Genomic DNA, 17,859 nt, shown 5'->3' on the forward strand with positions numbered 1-17,859 from the left:
GGTGTCGTGCTGTTGGTCAGGGCCGGCGAGGTCACGGCTGGCGCGGTGGGCGCGGCGGTGTCGATGATCAGGGTCTGGGTGGCGGCGCTCGAGGTGTTGCCCGCCGCATCGGTGCTGGTGACGCTGAGCGGGTTGGCGCCGTTGCTGTTCAGCGCCAGGACGCCGGCGACCGGTGTGGCGCTGGCCAGGTCGAGGCTCCAGGCGCCGCCGCTGGCGACGGTGGTATAGGTCGCAGCGCCGATGCTGACAGTGACGGTGCTGCCGGTTTCAGCGGTGCCGCTCAGCAGCGGTGTCGTGCTGTTGGTCAGGGCCGGCGAGGTCACCGCGGGCGCGGTGGGCGCGGTGGTATCGATAAGCAGGGTCTGCGAGGCGGTGGCCGAGACATTGCCGGCGGCGTCGGTGGCGGTGACCGAAACGGGGTTGGCACCGTTGGCGTTCAGCGCCAGGACGCCGGCGACCGGTGTGGCGCTGGCCAGATCGAGACTCCAGGCGCCGCTGCTGGCGACGGTGGTATAGGTCGCGCCGCCGATGCTGATGGTCACGGTGCTGCCAGTTTCAGCGGTGCCGCTCAGCAGCGGTGTCGTGCTGTTGGTCAGGGCCGGCGAGGTCACGGCTGGCGCGGTGGGCGCGGCGGTGTCGATGATCAGGGTCTGGGTGGCGGCGCTCGAGGTGTTGCCCGCCGCATCGGTGCTGGTGACGCTGAGCGGGTTGGCGCCGTTGCTGTTCAGCGCCAGGACGCCGGCGACCGGTGTGGCGCTGGCCAGGTCGAGGCTCCAGGCGCCGCCGCTGGCGACGGTGGTATAGGTCGCGCCGCCGATGCTGATGGTCACGGTGCTGCCGGTTTCGGCGGTGCCGCTCAGCAGCGGTGTCGTGCTGTTGGTCAGGGCCGGCGAGGTCACCGCGGGCGCGGTGGGCGCGGTGGTATCGATAAGCAGGGTCTGCGAGGCGGTGGCCGAGACATTGCCGGCGGCGTCGGTGGCGGTGACCGAAACGGGGTTGGCACCGTTGGCGTTCAGCGCCAGGACGCCGGCGACCGGGGTGGCGCTGGCCAGATCGAGACTCCAGGCGCCGCTGCTGGCGACGGTGGTATAGGTCGCGCCGCCGATGCTGATGGTCACGGTGCTGCCGGTTTCGGCGGTGCCGCTCAGCAGCGGTGCCGCGCTGTTGCTCAGGGCCGGCGAGGTCACGGCGGGCGTGGCGGGCGCGGTGGTGTCGATGACCAGAACCAACGTCGCGCTGGCGCCCGAGATGTTGCCCACCGCGTCGGTGGCGGTGACGGTGAGGTTGTGGCTGCCCTCGGCCAGGGCGCTGCTGGTGATGCTCCAGTTGCCGCTGCCGTCGGCCGTGGTCATGCCCAGCAGGGTGGTGCCGTCGCTGTCGTAGAGGCGGACGCTGCTGTTCGCCTCCGCCGTGCCGGTGAGCGTGGGCGTGGTGACGTTGGTGATACGGTCGCCGAGCGTCCCGCTGTCGGACGCGGGCGCGATGGTGAGGCTGGGCGTGCTGGGCGCGGTGTTGTCGAGGATGTAGATTTCCCCGCTGCTGTAGCCGCCCGCGATGGGGCTGGCATTGCCGTTGGCGATGCCAGTGCCGCTGGCGTTGAGGTTCAGGCGCAGGGTGCCGTCGCCGCTGATGCCGGTGAGCGTCACGCTGTAGGTGATGTTGTCCGAGGTCTGGATGGCGGTGAGGCTGCCCACCGCCGTGCCGGTCGTGCTCAGTGAGAAGTCGCTCGCGTCCACGCCGGTCACCGCTTCGCTGAAGGTGACCGTGAAGACCAGGGTGTCGGCATTGGTCCACTGGGCGGCACCGCCCGCGCGCACGATGCCCGTCACCTCGGGAGGCGCTTGCGTGATCGTCAGGGTGAAATCGTCGTACACGCTCAGGCTGCCATCGCTGGCGGTCACGCGCACGCTGATCGCGCCATCGGCGCCGGGTGTGCCGCTGAAGGTGCGGCTGGCGGCGTCGAACTGCAGCCACGCGGGCAGCGCGCTACCGTCCGTCAGGGTGGCGCTGTAGCTGAGCGTGGTACCGGCATCCGGATCGGCGAAGGCGCCGGCCGGCACGGTGTAGGAGAAGGCGGCACCGACGGCGCCGGTCTGGTCGGCCAGCGGCGTGGCGACTATCGGGGCTTCGTTGACGTCGGTGAGGGTAATGGTGAAGGCTTTGTCGAGCCAGGCGCCGCCGGAGTCCGTGCTGCGCACGATGACCGTGTAGCTGCTCTGGGTCTCGTAGTCGAGCACGGTGCCGGCCTGGAAACGCAGCTGGGTGCCGACGATGACGAAGACCCCCGCGTCCGTGCCACCGACGATGCTGTAGCTGTGGCTGTCGCCGATGTCCACGTCGGTGGAGGTGAGGGTACCGATGGTCAGCTCGGTGGCGGTCGAGCTGTTCTCGGCGACCGTGGTGTTGCTCAGGCTGACGTTGATGGGGGCGTCGTTGACGGCCTGCACGACGATATTGGCCTGCGCCATGCCGCTGGAGAATGCCGTGCTGCCGCCGTTGTTGCTGGTGTCGGCGGTGCTGCGGGTCATGTTGGTGGACGCGGCGCCGCTGGTCTGGTCCCAGGCGCGGAAGGTGAGGGTGGCGGTTTCGCCGTTCATGCCGTCCGGCGCGTAGCGCACCCAGGTCGTGTCGGAGAGCAGCAGCGCGGCCGCGCCGGAGACGGTGCCGATGTTGTTCCAGCTGCTGCCGTCCAGCGAATACTGCCAGGTTCCACTGCCGGCGGTGACGGTCACGGCGATGCCGGCGGCGGGGCCATCCGCGTCGGCATGGCTCAGGCCGGCGAGCAGGGTGGAAACCAGGGTGCCGGTGGAGATGGTGTTCTCGTTGGTGGCGGGCAGGGCGTAGGGGCCTCCGGAAAGGGTGGGGGCGTCGTTGACCGCGACGACGGCCACGTTGGCGGCGATCGCCAGGTAGCGGGTATCACTGCCGCCGTTGTCGATGCCGCCGCTGTCGGTGATGGACGTCAGCGTCACCGTGCGTGCGGTGGTGGTGGGCGCCTCGCTGGCGTTGCGGTAGGTGATGCCGTCCACCAGGCTCTGCGCGGTGGCCGTGGCCAGGCCGCTGGAGGTGAGCGTGAGCGTGGCGGTGCCAGTGGTGACGCTGACGCTGTAGGTAACCCCGTTGATGGTGGTGCCGGTATTGCCGTCGAACAGCGCGATGTCGGTGCCGTCGATGCGCAGGATCTCGCTGGCGCCGTTGGCGACGTTGGACACGGCCAGGGTCAGGCCGGTGATGGTCTGACCCGCTTCGACGGTGCCGACGCTCACGTTGCTGAACAGATCCACCGCCGAGCCGTTCTCGGTGAAGGTGACGCTGTTGCCGGTTGCGCTGAGGGTCGGCGCGTCGTTGACCGGGGTGATGCTGAGCACCACGTTGGCCGGATTGCTGGTGCCTTCGTTGCTGTCGGTGACGGTGACCTGCACGGTTCGTTGGGAGGCGCCCGGATTGTCGCTCTGGTTGGCGTAGGTGAGGTTGCGTACCAGGGCCTGTACCGCGTCGGCGCTGGCATTGGCGTTGAAGGTGACGACCAGGGCATTGCCGCTGCTGCCGCCGGTGAAGGTGCCGATCGTTGTGCCGCCGTAGGTGACGTTGGTGCCGGATACGCCGATCTGTCCGGCACCGGTGCCCTGGTTGCGTATGCCCAGGACATCCACGCCCGCCACACCGCCGGCGACGAGGGTGACGGTGACGTTGCCGCCGCTGAAATTGCTGGAGTCGCCATCGATCACGGTGGCATTGCTGCCGACGTCGAGCAGCACGGGGGCGCTGCCTTCGATGAAATTGCTGCTGTCGCCGTCGAGGTTGCCGATCACCGGCGGCAGGTTGGCCGCGTCGACGCTGATGTCGTCGACGTAGAACAGGATGTCGGCCGAGCCGTCCTGCTGGACGATGCGGAATTCATCGATATTCTGCCAGTCTTGGTCCAGCCTGTGATCGAGGGTGATGGTGCTGCCCAGGGCATCCAGGTTGGTTTCCGTGATGTCCTGGCTGGCGACGATGACGCCGTCCCGGTAGCCCACCACGCGCAGGGCCGAACTGGCCGTGTTGTTCTCCAGGCTGAAGGAACGCAACCAGAAGGCATCGCCGGAGGTGGACTGGAACTGGGCGGCCTGGGCCTCGCCGTAGTAGCCGGTGAGAGCGAGTGCGCCATCGCCGCTCCCTGCCAGGGCCGTATCGTTGGCGTTCTGCGTCACGTCGATGTAGTCCGGGGCATCGTTGCCCGCGGCATCCAGCAGCCGGATCGTCCAGCCATTGATCACCCGCGGGCTGTCGCCGAAGCTGTAGCCGCTGGCATCCACCGCCACCCCGTCGAAGTTCTCGCTGGAGGGGGCGGCGAGCAGGCTCGCATAGGCGTCGAAGCCGGTCAGGCTGGCGGTCTCGATCGACCCCAGGCTGACTTCCAGTGTCCAGTCGCCGCCTTTGTCGCTGGCGCCGGTCGGGTCGTCGGAGGCGGCGACGTCCGCTCCCGTCGCTGCAGCCAGTGCCTGGAGGAAAGCACTTCCCGCGCCATCGGCACCGACCTGGCAGCCGTAGAGGAGGATGTCGCCATCGTCGGTCAGGGCCTGGCCGATGGACGCCAGCAGGTCGGAGCGGGCTTCGAGGCTGCCGCTGTCCAGCCATTGGCCTGCCAGTTGCAGCTTGCCGACGTCGCCGTGGCTGAGCAGGTGGATGGCGTCTATGCCGGAACGGCCCTGCAGATAGTCGGCGATCTGCTGCAGCCCGTCGGCCCCGCTGTCCAGCACCACCACTTCCGTGCCGGGCTGCAGGCTGCCGAGCAGTTGCTGGTAGTCCTGCACCTGGGCATCGACGAACACCACCTCCTGGCGTCCCGGCGCTGTCCCGCCGCTGGCCGTGGCGGCCATCTCGTAACTGGCAATGTCCGTTGTGGCGGCGGCGTCCGTCGGCTGGGCATCCGCGGTCTCCGCCAGGGTGGCGGCGACCGCGCCATCGAACATCATCCGCGGTTCGAGCGCCTGAACCAGGGCGGCCCTGGCCGGCATGCCAGGCGACTGCTTGCGGGCTATCCTGTTCCACCACATGACACGCTTCCTCACCTTGCATTGTCGTTTCGTCCCCGCGTTCGCGGGGACGGTGTTGCGATCAGCCGCGCGAGGGGTAGATGCCCTGCAGCGCGATGATGAAGTTGACGCCCAGGTAGGGCGTGCGCACGGGCAGCGGCAGCCCTTCGCCGACGGGTTGGGATTGCACCGCGGGTATGTCGACGGAACTCTTCAGGCTCAGGTCGAACGGGGCCAGGGTGTCGCTGCCGCTCTGGGCGCTGCCGTACACCGGGAATGGACGGCCACTGCTGGCGGGCGCCGCTGGTACCGCGCCGACCGGCGAGGCGACGGTTGCGGTGGCGCTGGATACGGGGATGCCCACGCTGCCCGAGACGGTGACGCTCGCGCTGTGCGCGGGGATCTGGATGGAGTGCGGCGGCAACTGGGCCAGGCTCAGGCTCACGCTCTCGTTGCCGGCCGACTGGCCCAGGGCAATCGGCGACAGCCCCTGGCCCTGGCCGAAGCCCACCGGGCTGCGGCCGCGCAGATCCGGCAGGGCGAAAGTACTGACACCGTCGCCGCCGTAGGTGATTCCCAGAAGGGAGAACAGTGCCTGGTTCTGGTTGAGCGGCACCGAGCTGCCGTCACAGAAGGCATAGCCGTACGGTGCATAGTTGCCGCCGAACATCTTGATCTCGCCGAGGAATGGATCGCTCATCTCGCTTCTCCTGCGCTTTTCGTGGTTGCGGGTTGGTCCAGCGGTTTTTTCCAATGGAAAACGGCTTGCAGCACCGGACGTCCATCCGCTTCCGGCGCTGCCGGGGTCATCAGCACGGGCCAGCCTTCCTCACCGTGTGCCGACAACCGGTACACCGCCTGCGGCAGGAGGCTGCCTTCGGGGAGTGCGAAGAAGGCGCTGAACGTCTGGTGCTCCGGCGTCATGGGCTGGCCCTCGGCGACCTGGAGGAGTTCGACGTCGAGGGCCCGTTCGGGGGCTATCCATAGCTGGAAGCAGGTATTGCGCGATTGCGCGAGGCGTTCCAGGGTGGGCATCGGGTACATGGCCGCTCCTCAGGGCAGGGCTTGCAGGTGCGCGTCGGCACCTGGTGCGGCTGCTTCGCCGCGGGGCGGCCGACGCAAGGCCAGGTAGACGCCGTTTTCACCGACCCGATGGAAACCGAGATGCCGGTAGAGGCGCAGTGCCGGGTTGTAGGTCTCGACGTACAGGCCGATGCTCAGGCCGAGCGCATCGGCGCGCTCGATCAGCTCGTGCAGGAGATGGCTGCCGATACCCAGGCCGCGGTGTTCGGGCAGCAGGGCGATATCGATGATCTGCAGGTTGCTCGGCCCCCAGGACAGGTACAGGCGACCGATGGGCCGATCGCCGTTTTCGATCAGCAGGAACTGCGCGTCCGGGTAATGGGCCTGATAGTAACGATGCTGGGTATCGAATTGCTGGGCGAGGAAGTGGGCGATGGTCGTTTCGTCCCACTGGGTATGGGCCATTTCATCGGCACGGGTGGTGGCGTACAGGTGGCGCAGGAAGTCCATATCGGTTGCCGAGATGGGGCGAACTGCTACGGGTGCTGGGTTCGACATCCTTGCTCCTGTCTGCCGAGAGAATGGGCAGCCGCGTCCTTTGTTCGGTGATGCCGGGTCTGCATACGAGCCCGGCGGTACGGCTCGATGCCGTCTCTGCGGAGCAGTGCGAAGCCAGCTCGAAGAATAGTCGAGAATGGCTGTCATGCACGTCCGCAGGCAGCTCGAGCGTGTCGCCGCGCATGCCCGGCAGTGATGGCAAAAGGATGTTAGCCCTGTCGATTGTAGAGCGAATCAAGCAAGACTGGATATAGTCCATTTGGACTGGTTGGGGTCTGTTGCCGGCGCGTGCTGAAACGGCAACAGACCCTGGCGCTTCAGAACCCGCTTTCCCTGATCCCCAGGGCGGCGACCCGCCGCCAGGCGGCGCCCAGCAGCGATTCGCCCTGGCCGTGCAGGTGCACCACTCCGCGTAGCGGCTGGGGTGGCGCGGGTCGTTCCTCCAGTGCCCGCAAGCGCACGCCGTACTGGGCCTGCAGCGGTTCGGCGCGGCCCCGGTCGTCGCGGCGCACGGCGATCGGCCCCTGGCGATCCGAGGCCAGGGCCTCCAGTTGCAGGTGCGGCGTGCCGGTGGCGTCCACCTGTTCCAGGCGTACGCGGATCGTGGCGCGGGACGGGTCATCGCTGATGAAGCGGCCTTCGGCGCCTGCCTCGAGGCGCCAGAGCTCCTTCTCGGCCAGATAGCCGCGCAGGCGCGTGCCGGTTTCCACCACTTGCAGCAAAGGCAACTGCGCTGGCAACCAGCGGCCGCTGCGCAGGTCGGCCTGCAGGTCGCGTACCGTGCCGGCATGGGGGGCGCGCAGTTGCAGGCGTTCGCGTCGGGCCTGCAGGCCGCGGTATTCGGCCAGGGCCTCGGCGAGGTTCTGCTCGAGGATAGCGGCTTCGGCCACCGTTTCGCTGCGTCCGGCCTGGCGACGCAGTTGCAACTGGAGGACGTCGATCTCGCGGCGGACGATGACCAGCCGCGAGTCGAGATCCGGCGATTCCAGTTCCAGCAGCACCTCGCCGGCCTGCACGGTCTGGCCGTCGATCACCTGCAGCGCCCGTACCCGCGCCGGCACCGGCGCGTGCACGGCGCTCACCCGCTGCGCCTCGAGCAACGCCGGCACTTCGACGCCGGCGCTCCAGGGCAGCACCAGCACGGCCATCAGGGCCAACGCCAGGGTCGCGCTCAGCAGCAGCCTGGGTGGGTGGGCGTGGTTGCGCCGGCGCCACCATTCGCGCATCTCGCGCCAGATCGGCAGGCCGATGAACCAGACCAGTTCGACCAGCATCAGGACGATGCCGAGCAGCTTGAAGAACAGGTGGTAGACCGCCAGGGCGATGCCCAGGAACAGCAGCGCCCGCCACAGCCAGGAGGCGTAGCCCCAGCACAGCAGGCGCCGACGCAGGTCCGGCGGCAGCGGTTCCGGCATCGCCTCGCCGTAGCCGAACAGGATTTCGCGCAGGCGCCAGCGACACAGGGCGAAGGCCCGCCCCTGCAGGTTTTCCACGCCCCACAGGTCGCTGAGCAGGAAATAGCCGTCGAAGCGCAGGAAGGGGTTGAGGTTGACCAGCAGGGTGGTGATCCAGGTCGCGGTGGCGAGCAGGAAGGCGGCGGTGCGCAGCGGGCCGTCCTCGAGCAGCGACCAGGCGAGCAGGGCGATGCAGGCCAGCAGCAGTTCGGCGAGCATGCCGCCGGCGCCGATCAGCAGCCGCGAGCGGCGCTCCCTGACCCGCCAGGCGTCGCTGACGTCGGTGTAGAACAGGGGGAACAGCACCATGAACGCCAGGCCCATGCTCTGTACCCGGCAGCCGGCGCGCTTGGCCATGTAGGCGTGGCCGAACTCGTGACAGAGCTTGGCGAACACCAGGGCCACGCCGAAGGCGAGCATGCCGCCGAGGCTGAACAGGTGCGGGAAGGAGGCGATGAAACGTTCCCAGTCGCGCGCCGCCAGGAGGATGCCCAGCAGCAGGGTGAGCGGCAGGCCGTGGCGTAGCAGGCCGGGGCCGAAGCGCGCCAGCCAGGGCCAACTGCGTTCGAGGAAGGCGTCCGGGCGCCACAGCGGGATGCGGAAGAACAGATACTGGTGCAGTGCCTTTTTCCACGGCGACTGGCGCAGCAGGGCGGCCCTGGTCGCGTAGCCGGCGCGCTGTTCGGCGTCGCTGGCGGCGATCAGGTCGTGCTCGCGCAGAAAGCGCAGCATCTGCTCCAGGTCGTCGTCACCCAGCGGTACGCCGGGGGTGCGGTTGGCGGCGGCGAGCACCCCTCGCACCTCACCCAGGGGCCAGTGGCGCAACAGGCGCATGGCCGCCTCACCCAGCTGGAAGTAACGGCCGCGCAGCGGGTCGGCGAGGATCCAGCGGGGGGCGCCGTCGTTCGCCGGCGCGGCGTCCGACAGCTGCAGGTCGGGGCGCAGGGCGGGCAGGCGCACCTCAGAAACCCACGGTCTGGCGCAGCGCCGCCAGGGGCCGGCGCAGCAGGTAGAGGCCGAGCGGCACCGAGCTGGCGTAGACCTTGGCGGTTCCGCGCAGGCCGATGCGCGGCGGCGCCTCGTCGAAGGCGGCGTCGAGGCGATAGGCCAACTGGCCGCTGGCGGTCGTCTGTGCCTCGTAGGCGACGCGCCGCAGGCGGGCGTCGTGGCGATGCAACGGGTCGCTGTCGAGGAACAGCGCGACCGGCGCGTCCGCGGCGAAGTCCAGGACGTCGGCCACGGCCAGTTCGATGCGCAGTTCGGCCTGGCTCGGTTCGGCGATTTCCATCAGTCGTTCGCCGGTCTGCACCGGCCTGCCGATCCAGCGCTGGGCGTCGGCGAACACCGCGATACCGTCGCGCTCGGCCTTCACCTCGCTGCGTGCCAGCAGTTCGCGGGCATAGACGAGCTCGGCACGCTTCTGTTCGACGCGGGCGGCGAACAGGTCGATGCGGGCGTTGGCCTCGGCATCGGCGAAGGCGCGCTGGGCATTGGCCTTGAGCTCGGCCTCGGCGACGCTCAGGCTGCGACTGGCGACGTCCGCCTGGGCGCGGATGCCGGTGGCGTCGAAACGCAGCAGGGTATCGCCCTTGCGCACCGGCTGGTTGGGCTCGATCAGGAATTCGACGATCACCCCGTCCAGGGGCGCCGCCACCACCTGGCCGTCGAGCGGCACCACCTCGGCTGGCGCCAGTACCGACTGGCGTACCGGCACCAGCAGCAACAGCAGGGCGGCGGCCAGCACGGCGGCGATCTTCTTTTTCGGCCAGCGCAGGCGCCATGGCTTGCGTGGCTGCAAGGCCAGCCAGGCATGGCCGTAGGCGTTGCCGAGCGGGGCGAGCAGGGCTTGTTCGGCCTGGCTCCAGGCCTGGTCACGGGCGATCCACAGGCCGCCGAAGGCTTGCTGGCGGCGGTCGAGCAGCGGCAGCCAGAACGCCGAGCCCGCCGACAGGCCGCGCCAGTCGGCCAGGGTCTGTTCGTCCAGGGTCGCCGGGTCGACGGTATGGGCCTTGTCCGACTGGCCCTGGGCGAGCAACTGGCGCGCGGCGTTTTCGACGAAGGCGACGAACGGGGCATTCGGCTCGACCACGCTGATGCCGGTCACGGCCCTGACCCGGCCGGCGATCAGCAGGGCGGCGTGGCGGTAGCCGAACAGCGCCTGGCCATCGTTGACCAGCACATAGGCCAGGGCATCGGTGTCCGCCGCGGCCCGCGCCTGCTGTTCGAGGGCGATGAACTGGGCGAAGGCCCGCTCCACTGGCCCGGCCACCTGGGCGGTCATGGCGTCACCGGGAAACGCGCGCTGCCGCTCATACCGGCCAGCAGGCCCGGCGCCGCCTCGGGCAGAGCGCCGATCAGCAGGAGGGTCTGGCTGCCTTCGTCGATACGCGCGCCGAGGCGCCTGACCTCGACCTGCAGCGGCTGGCCGGTCTCATCCGGGGTGAACTCGAAGCGCTCACCGGGCTCGAGCCGGTTCAGCCAGGCCGAGGGCACCAGCAGGTGCACTTCCAGGGTGCGGTTGTCGACTATCTCCAGCAGGGGCGTGCCACTGGCCACGCTTTCGTGGGGCTGCACCTTGCGCTGCACCAGGCGACCGTCGAACGGGGCGCTGACGGCACAACGCTTGACCTGTACCTGATACACCTGGGCTTCGGCCTGGGCCTGAGCCTGTCTGGCCTCGGCCAGCGTCACTTCGAAGCGGCCGACCGAGTTGAGGGCGGCCAGTTGCTGGTTGTGATTGAGTTCCTCACGCGCGGCGCGCACGGCGGCCTGGGCGGCATTGAGCTGGGCCTGATAGGCGCTGCAGTCGAAGCGAACCAAGACCTCGCCCTTCTTGAAATCCTGGCCATCGGCATAGGGCATTTCGACGATGCGTCCGGCCAGCTCACTGGACAGCACGGCCTGGTCGCGGGCGCGCAGAACCCCGCGGGCGCTGCGTTGCGCAACGGTCGTGGCGGGGGTATCCGGAATGAGCTCGAACTGCAATTCATCGGCACTGACCATAGCGCTGATCAGGCCGAGCGCCGCGCAGATCCATTTGAGAGTGTGTTGCATGGGAAGCGTCCGTGCACGTTGAGTGTAGGCAGTGTACGAGATAAGCCGTCCGGCGCACATTACCCGATTCCGAGGTCATGAATGGGGCGAGAACGGGATCTTTGCCGGGGCCAGATTCGCTATTGCTGTGGCAGCCTGGCGGCCCATTGCTGCACGGCCTTGGCCCGCTGCACGCTGGCGTTGACGGCTTTGTCCAACTCCTCGTTGTAGTCGTCCAGCCAGCTGCGTGAGCCGGGAATCATATCGGCCAGATCGCGCATGCCGCTTTTCAATGCCTGCAAGCTCTGCTGGAAACTCTGTTCCTGGCCAAGCAGAGTGCGACTCATGAGTTGCAAGGCAGCAATGTCCTGGGAGGGCGATGCTGCAGGAGCGGCGGCTGCCGAGGGGGAAGGAAGCGGAGCCGTGGCCAGTTTCAGCAAGGCATCCTGGCGCGTCTGATCCTGTTTCAGGCCGGTCAGCTCCTTCTCCAGTGCTTCGGCGCGGTGTTGCAGGGTGGCGAAGGCTTGCGGGTCGAAGGGCGGTGGTTCGTCGGCCAGCATCTTCACCACGGCGGCCGTGGCCAGGCTGGACAGCACGATGAACAGCAGCAGCGCCAACACGAAGATCAGTATGCGGTTGAGACGGTTGGCTTTTTCCAGCCTGTCCAGACGCTCCTCATCGCTATCGGGCGCGAGATCGAACGCGGCGGCGCTCTTGGCTTCGGAAGGCGTTTCACTGCTCATGGCGGCCTCGTTGTCGGCTCATCTTGGATTGATGTCATTCTGGCATCATTTGCGATTGTCTGCCCTGCTATTCAGTCCTCATCCCATCGGCAGCGAAATCGACCATTCCGTAAAGAAAAGTTTACGAAGCTGGCGCGGTTGGAGGCTTGGGAGTCACCGAATCACTGGGCAGTACACCCGGCATGTATTGAAGCCTTGCCACTGTGTCTCCCGGTAGGTCTTTACGATCAGGTCGATGGCCTTGCCCCTGATCACTCCCTCGATTGTTATGGAGCCATAACGACAACGAGGACAACCCATGAACGCCGTGGCCAAGATCGAACAGCACAACCCCATCGGAACCGACGGTTTCGAATTCGTCGAATTCACCGCTCCCACGCCCGAAGGCATCGAGCAGCTGCGCCAGCTGTTCACTTCCATGGGCTTCACCGAAACGGCCAAGCATCGCAGCAAGCAGGTCTGGCTGTTCCAGCAGCACGGCATCAACTTCGTCCTCAATGGCAGCCCGACCGGCCACGTGCACGCCTTCGCCGAGAAGCACGGGCCAAGCGCCTGCGCCATGGCCTTCCGGGTCAGGAACGCCGCCCAGGCGGCGGCCTATGTCGAGCAGCAGGGCGCTACCCTGGTGGGCAGCCACGCCAACTTCGGTGAGCTGAACATTCCCTGCGTCGAGGGCATCGGCGGCTCGCTGCTGTATCTGGTCGACCGTTATGCCAACGAAAGCGGCGAACACAGCATCTATGACGTGGACTTCGAATTCATCGAAGGCCGCGGCCCGGACGACAACGCCGTCGGTCTGCAGATGATCGACCACCTCACCCACAACGTGAAGCGTGGGCAAATGGATGTCTGGTCCGGTTTCTACGAGCGCATCGCCGGCTTTCGCGAGATTCGCTATTTCGGTATCGAAGGCAAGCTCACCGGCCTGGTTTCCCGAGCCATGACCGCGCCCTGCGGCAAGATCCGCATCCCAATCAACGAGTCGGCGGACGACAAGTCGCAGATCGAGGAATTCATCCGCGAGTACCACGGCGAGGGCATCCAGCACATCGCGCTGTCCACCGATGACATCTATGCCACCGTGCGCAAGCTGCAAGCCAACGGCGTAGCCTTCATGAGCACGCCGGACACTTACTACGAGAAGGTCGACCAGCGCGTGGCCGGGCACGGCGAGTCACTGGACGAGTTGCGCGAGCTGAGCCTGCTGATCGATGGCGCGCCCGGTGATGACGGCATTCTGCTGCAGATCTTCACCAACACGGTGATCGGCCCGATCTTCTTCGAGATCATCCAGCGCAAGGGCAACCAGGGGTTCGGCGAGGGCAACTTCAAGGCCTTGTTCGAATCCATCGAAGAGGATCAGTTGCGTCGCGGCGTGATCACCGAGGAGTAACCCATGAGCCGCAAATGGATCAGTTTTCCCCTGCGTGAAGGCGAGCACTCGCGCCAGGCTCACTGCGATTTTCCGGCCGAGACCTACGAGCGGGAAATGGGCCGTGAGGGTTTCTTCGGCCCCGTGACCCACTTGCATCACAAGCACCCACCCACCGGCTGGGTCGATTGGCAGGGGCCGTTGCGGCCCCACGCCTTCAACTTCAACCAGATCCCCAGCGAGCACGATTGCCCGTTGCAAGCGCCGCTGACCCTGCACAACGCCGACATCCGCCTGCGCGTCTGGAAGACCGCCGGCGCCATGAATCACCTGGTACGCAACAGCGATGGCGACGAACTGCTGTTCGTGCATGACGGAGCAGGGCACTTCTACTGCGATTTCGGTCACCTGGAATACCGCGACGGCGATTACCTGCTGATTCCCCGTGGCACCGCCTGGCGTATCGAGCCGACGGCGCCCAGCCACTTCCTGCTGATCGAGAACACCGACGGTGCCTATCAACTGCCCGACAAGGGCCTGCTCGGCCCCCAGGCGATCTTCGACCCGGCGGTGCTCGATCACCCACATATCGATGACGCCTTCAAGGCCCAGCAGGACGAGCGAACCTGGCAGATCCGCATCAAGCGGCGTAACCAGATCAGTACCGTGACCTATCCCTACAACCCGCTGGATGCAGTGGGCTGGCACGGTGACAACACTGTGGTGCGTCTGAACTGGCGCGATATCCGCCCGCTGATGAGCCATCGCTATCACCTGCCGCCTTCGGCGCACACCACCTTCGTCGCCAATGGTTTCGTGGTCTGCACCTTCACGCCTCGACCGGTGGAATCCGACCCCGGTGCGCTCAAGGTGCCGTTCTTCCACAACAACGACGACTACGACGAAGTGCTGTTCTACCACCGTGGCAATTTCTTCAGCCGCGACAATATCGAAGCCGGCATGGTCACCCTGCACCCTTGCGGGTTCCCTCATGGGCCACATCCCAAGGCGCTGAAGAAGGCGCAGACCGATCCGGCCACCTTCGCCGAAGAAGTGGCGGTGATGATCGACACGCGCCGTGCCCTGGAAGTGGCTGACGCCGCCGCTGCGGTGGATGTCGCCGAGTACGTGAATTCCTGGCGCGCGCCGGGTAAGGAATCCTGATGAAACTCGCATCACTGAACCAGGGCCGCGACGGCGTGCTCGTGGTCGTTTCCCGCGATCTGTCCCGCGCCGTTGCCGTGCCGCAGATCGCTCATACGCTGCAGGCTGCGCTGGATGAATGGGCGAGCAAGCGGCCGCAGTTGGAATCGGTTTATCAGCGCCTCAATGACGGTCTGGAGTCCGGCGCATTCGATTTCCACCAGGGCGATTGCCATAGCCCGTTGCCGCGCGCCTATCACTGGGCCGATGGCAGTGCTTACGTCAATCATGTCGAGCTGGTGCGCAAGGCCCGCGGCGCCGAGATGCCCGAGTCGTTCTGGCACGAGCCGCTGATGTATCAGGGCGGCGCGGACACCTTCATCCCGCCCCACGCGCCGATCCGCCTGGGCGACGAAGCATGGGGCATCGATCTGGAAGCCGAGCTGGCAGTGATCACCGACGACGTGCCCATGGGAGCCACGCCTGCCCAGGCACTCGGGCACATCCAGTTGTTGCTGCTGGTCAACGATGTGTCGCTGCGCAACCTGATTCCCGGCGAGTTGGCCAAGGGTTTCGGCTTCTACCAGAGCAAGCCGTCGTCGAGTTTCTCGCCGGTGGCGGTCACGCCGGACGAACTGGGCGATAGCTGGCGTGAGGGGCGGGTGCACCGGCCACTGGTGTCGCATATCAACGACCGGCTGTTCGGCCAGCCCGATGCCGGCACCGACATGACCTTCGATTTCCCCACGCTGATCGCCCACGCCGCCCGCACCCGGCCTCTGGGCAGCGGCACGATCATCGGCTCGGGCACCGTCTCGAACTACGACCGCAGTGCCGGTTCCAGCTGCCTGGCCGAAAAACGCATGCTGGAAGTGCTCGAACACGGCGAGGCGAAAACGCCGTTTCTCAAGTTCGGCGACCGGGTCCGCATCGAGATGTTCGATGCCTCTGGCGCAAGCATCTTCGGCGCCATCGATCAGCAGGTCGAACGCTATCTCTAGCCGCGAATCTGGCTTGTGTAGGAGCGTCGCCCTCGGCGCGAAGCAATAGCTGCCTTATCGCGCAATTTGTGCTGGCCGCACGATTCGCCCCGGGGCGGGGCTCCTACGAATGTGGAGACTGCCATGCTTACTCTGTATTCCTACTGGCGCTCCAGCGCCGCCTACCGGGTGCGTATTGCGCTCAACCTCAAGGGACTGAGCTATCGCCAGGTGCCCGTGCACCTGGTCAGGGACGGCGGTGAACAGCATGGGGAGGCTTACAAGGCGCTGAACCCTCAGGGGCTGGTGCCATTGTTGGTGGATGAAGAGAGCGGTGGCGTGCGGATCGCCCAGTCCCTGGCGATTCTCGAATACCTCGACGAGATCTTTCCGGTGCCGGCGCTACTGCCGGGCGATCCGCTCGAGCGCGCGGCGGTGCGTGCCATGGCGCTGCATATCGCCTGCGAGGTGCATCCGCTCAACAACCTGAGGGTGCTGCAGTATCTCGGGCGCGAGCTGGGCGCGTCCGAACAGGAGAAAAGCGCCTGGTACCGGCATTGGCTGGCCGAAGGCCTGGCGGCCGTGGAGCAGGGGCTGATGGCGTACGGTGAAACATTTTCCCTCGGTAAGCGGCCCGGCTATCTGGAAGCCTGTTTGATTCCACAGGTGTACAATGCGCGCCGTTTCGACTGTGACCTCGATGCGTACCCTCGCATCCTCGCTCTGACCGCACGCTGTGAAGCCCTCGAGGCGTTTCGGCAAGCCGCGCCGGATGCCCAGCCCGACGCGCAGTGAGCCGCCGGTCGGTAACTGCGAGCGAGAAACAACCCAAGCCATTCCGCCAGGCCACGAGCCGAGCGGGTTCGATCCCGTCACGGTCGATCACCCACAGGTGAGAGATGCCAAGCGAAATGCTCCAGACAGGCCCGCTCAAGCGCGGCCTGAAGAACCGTCATATTCAATTGATCGCCCTGGGCGGTGCCATCGGAACCGGTCTGTTCCTCGGTTCCGCTGGGGTCATGGCGTCCGCCGGGCCGTCGATGATCCTCGGTTACGCGATTGGCGGCTTCATCGCCTTCTTGATCATGCGCCAGCTCGGCGAAATGATCGTCGAAGAGCCGGTAGCCGGCTCCTTCAGCCACTTCGCGCATGCTTACTGGGGGCCGTTCGCGGGCTTTCTCTCGGGCTGGAACTACTGGGTGCTCTACGTACTGGTCGGCATGGCCGAACTCACGGCGGTGGGCAAGTACGTGCAGTACTGGTGGCCGGAGGTTCCCTCCTGGACTACCGCGGCGGTGTTCTTCGTGGTCATCAACGCGATCAACCTGACCAACGTGCGGGTGTTCGGCGAGGCCGAGTTCTGGTTCTCGATCATCAAGGTGGTGGCGATCATGGGCATGATCCTGCTCGGCTGCTACCTGTTGTTCAGCGGTGCAGGCGGTGAACAGGCTTCGGTGAGCAACCTGTGGAGCCACGGTGGGTTCTTCCCCAACGGCGTATCGGGGCTGGTGATGATGATGGCCATCATCATGTTCTCCTTCGGCGGCCTGGAGCTGGTGGGCATTACAGCGGCCGAGGCCGATCAGCCGAAGACGGTGATCCCCAAGGCGATCAACCAGGTGGTCTACCGCATCCTGATCTTCTACATCGGCGCGCTGACCGTGCTGCTGTCGCTGCACCCCTGGGACGACCTGGTGGCAACCCTGACCGCGGGTGGCGACTCCTACGGCAGCAGCCCCTTCGTACAGATCTTCTCGTTGATCGGCAGCGACACCGCCGCGCACATCCTCAACTTCGTGGTGCTCACCGCGGCGCTGTCGGTCTACAACAGCGGCGTATACTGCAACAGCCGCATGCTTTACGGCTTGGCGGAGCAGGGTAATGCGCCCAGGTCGCTGCTCAAGGTCGACAAGCGTGGCGTGCCGGTGCTGGCGATCTTCTTCTCGGCGACGTTCACGCTGCTCTGCGTGGTGGTCAATTACCTGGTGCCGAAGAGCGCGCTGGAGTTGCTGATGTCCCTGGTGGTCGCTGCCCTGGTGATCAACTGGGCGATGATCAGCCTGGCCCACATCAAGTTCCGCAAGGCCATGCAGGCCAAGGGCGTGGAGCCTTCGTTCAAGGCGTTCTGGTTCCCCTTCGCCAACTACCTGTGCCTGGCCTTCGTGCTGTTCATCCTCGGCGTGATGCTGTTCATTCCAGGCATTCGCATGTCGGTCTTCGCCATCCCGTTCTGGCTGCTGTTCATCTGGGGCTGCTATCAACTGCGCCAGCGCAGACTGGGGCGGTAACCGCCGGAGCCGCCGTTTCGAGCACCCGCAGTGCCAGGCACTGCGGGTGCCATTTGCGCCAATCTGCTGACCATTGGTCGCCACGCTGCGACCTTTTGTTGCCTTGCGACAATCCTCGCCGGACGCGTGAAGGTATAGTGGCCACTCAATATCGCCGCTCACCGGGCCTTTTTCGCTAAGGCTTTGCGCCACGTGGCCGATGACCTTTCGAGAGCCATGAATAGCGCCGCTGTAGAGGCGCTCGTGC

Annotated in this window: 13 protein-coding genes; 5 read left to right on the top strand and 8 right to left on the bottom strand. The window is 66.5% G+C overall.

Features of this window, described 5'->3' with window-relative positions:
• From DNK10_RS19130 to DNK10_RS19165, 8 genes are all read right to left on the bottom strand, one after another.
• Nucleotides 1–5,039 (bottom strand): DUF4347 domain-containing protein (locus DNK10_RS19130; RefSeq protein WP_131192665.1); only part of this gene is annotated, 5,039 nt, incomplete at its 3' end.
• A 61-nt stretch (nt 5,040–5,100) separates the two neighbouring features.
• Nucleotides 5,101–5,718 (bottom strand): phage tail protein, encoded by a 618-nt coding sequence (locus DNK10_RS19135; protein ID WP_131192666.1) that lies wholly within the window; start codon nt 5,716–5,718, stop codon nt 5,101–5,103.
• Nucleotides 5,715–6,062: a DUF6916 family protein gene (locus tag DNK10_RS19140; protein ID WP_131174587.1), complete on the bottom strand. Its 348-nt coding sequence runs from the start codon at nt 6,060–6,062 to the stop codon at nt 5,715–5,717. Before DNK10_RS19140 ends, DNK10_RS19135 begins: the two co-directional genes overlap by 4 nt.
• A 9-nt stretch (nt 6,063–6,071) precedes the next feature.
• A complete protein-coding gene (locus DNK10_RS19145) occupies nt 6,072–6,599 on the bottom strand; it encodes a GNAT family N-acetyltransferase (protein ID WP_131180509.1) in 528 nt (175 codons plus the stop codon).
• A gap of 317 nt (nt 6,600–6,916) precedes the next feature.
• Nucleotides 6,917–9,013, bottom strand: a complete 2,097-nt coding sequence (locus DNK10_RS19150) for a site-2 protease family protein (protein ID WP_131180508.1) — start codon at nt 9,011–9,013, stop codon at nt 6,917–6,919.
• Nucleotide 9,014: 1 nt separating this feature from the next.
• Nucleotides 9,015–10,334: an efflux RND transporter periplasmic adaptor subunit gene (locus tag DNK10_RS19155; protein WP_131180507.1), complete on the bottom strand. Its 1,320-nt coding sequence runs from the start codon at nt 10,332–10,334 to the stop codon at nt 9,015–9,017.
• Nucleotides 10,331–11,107 (bottom strand): efflux RND transporter periplasmic adaptor subunit, encoded by a 777-nt coding sequence (locus tag DNK10_RS19160; protein WP_131180506.1) that lies wholly within the window; start codon nt 11,105–11,107, stop codon nt 10,331–10,333. Before DNK10_RS19160 ends, DNK10_RS19155 begins: the two co-directional genes overlap by 4 nt.
• A 119-nt stretch (nt 11,108–11,226) precedes the next feature.
• The gene (locus DNK10_RS19165) at nt 11,227–11,829 is read right to left on the bottom strand and encodes a hypothetical protein (protein ID WP_131180505.1); all 603 of its coding nucleotides are present in this window, start codon (nt 11,827–11,829) and stop codon (nt 11,227–11,229) included.
• A gap of 298 nt (nt 11,830–12,127) precedes the next feature.
• Between DNK10_RS19165 and hppD the strand changes: the two genes are divergently transcribed.
• The 5 genes from hppD to DNK10_RS19190 all read left to right on the top strand — a co-directional run bounded on the left by hppD (nt 12,128) and on the right by DNK10_RS19190 (nt 17,612).
• Nucleotides 12,128–13,222 (top strand): 4-hydroxyphenylpyruvate dioxygenase, encoded by a 1,095-nt coding sequence (hppD, locus tag DNK10_RS19170; protein ID WP_131180504.1) that lies wholly within the window; start codon nt 12,128–12,130, stop codon nt 13,220–13,222.
• 3 nt (nt 13,223–13,225) lie between these two features.
• Nucleotides 13,226–14,365 (top strand): homogentisate 1,2-dioxygenase, encoded by a 1,140-nt coding sequence (locus DNK10_RS19175; protein WP_131180503.1) that lies wholly within the window; start codon nt 13,226–13,228, stop codon nt 14,363–14,365.
• On the top strand, nt 14,365–15,345 hold the full coding sequence (locus tag DNK10_RS19180) for a fumarylacetoacetate hydrolase family protein (protein WP_131192667.1): 981 nt from the start codon (nt 14,365–14,367) through the stop codon (nt 15,343–15,345). Before DNK10_RS19175 ends, DNK10_RS19180 begins: the two co-directional genes overlap by 1 nt.
• 123 nt (nt 15,346–15,468) lie before the next feature.
• Nucleotides 15,469–16,119, top strand: coding sequence for a maleylacetoacetate isomerase (maiA, locus tag DNK10_RS19185; protein WP_131192668.1), 651 nt, complete (start codon nt 15,469–15,471; stop codon nt 16,117–16,119).
• Nucleotides 16,120–16,223: 104 nt separating this feature from the next.
• Nucleotides 16,224–17,612 (top strand): amino acid permease, encoded by a 1,389-nt coding sequence (locus tag DNK10_RS19190; RefSeq protein ID WP_131192669.1) that lies wholly within the window; start codon nt 16,224–16,226, stop codon nt 17,610–17,612.
• The last annotated feature ends 247 nt before the right edge of the window (nt 17,613–17,859 follow it).

Source organism: Phytopseudomonas daroniae (genome assembly GCF_004327275.1).
Taxonomy (GTDB): domain Bacteria; phylum Pseudomonadota; class Gammaproteobacteria; order Pseudomonadales; family Pseudomonadaceae; genus Aquipseudomonas; species Aquipseudomonas daroniae.

What these genes read in the sequence shown, in the direction of transcription:
- DNK10_RS19135 (WP_131192666.1), bottom strand. Translation starts at nt 5,718, where the DNA reads ATGAGCGATCCATTCCTCGGCGAGATCAAGATGTTCGGCGGCAACTAT.
- DNK10_RS19140 (WP_131174587.1), bottom strand. Translation starts at nt 6,062, where the DNA reads ATGTACCCGATGCCCACCCTGGAACGCCTCGCGCAATCGCGCAATACC.
- DNK10_RS19145 (WP_131180509.1), bottom strand. Translation starts at nt 6,599, where the DNA reads ATGTCGAACCCAGCACCCGTAGCAGTTCGCCCCATCTCGGCAACCGAT.
- DNK10_RS19155 (WP_131180507.1), bottom strand. Translation starts at nt 10,334, where the DNA reads ATGACCGCCCAGGTGGCCGGGCCAGTGGAGCGGGCCTTCGCCCAGTTC.
- DNK10_RS19160 (WP_131180506.1), bottom strand. Translation starts at nt 11,107, where the DNA reads ATGCAACACACTCTCAAATGGATCTGCGCGGCGCTCGGCCTGATCAGC.
- DNK10_RS19165 (WP_131180505.1), bottom strand. Translation starts at nt 11,829, where the DNA reads ATGAGCAGTGAAACGCCTTCCGAAGCCAAGAGCGCCGCCGCGTTCGAT.
- hppD (WP_131180504.1), top strand. Translation starts at nt 12,128, where the DNA reads ATGAACGCCGTGGCCAAGATCGAACAGCACAACCCCATCGGAACCGAC.
- DNK10_RS19175 (WP_131180503.1), top strand. Translation starts at nt 13,226, where the DNA reads ATGAGCCGCAAATGGATCAGTTTTCCCCTGCGTGAAGGCGAGCACTCG.
- DNK10_RS19180 (WP_131192667.1), top strand. Translation starts at nt 14,365, where the DNA reads ATGAAACTCGCATCACTGAACCAGGGCCGCGACGGCGTGCTCGTGGTC.
- maiA (WP_131192668.1), top strand. Translation starts at nt 15,469, where the DNA reads ATGCTTACTCTGTATTCCTACTGGCGCTCCAGCGCCGCCTACCGGGTG.
- DNK10_RS19190 (WP_131192669.1), top strand. Translation starts at nt 16,224, where the DNA reads ATGCCAAGCGAAATGCTCCAGACAGGCCCGCTCAAGCGCGGCCTGAAG.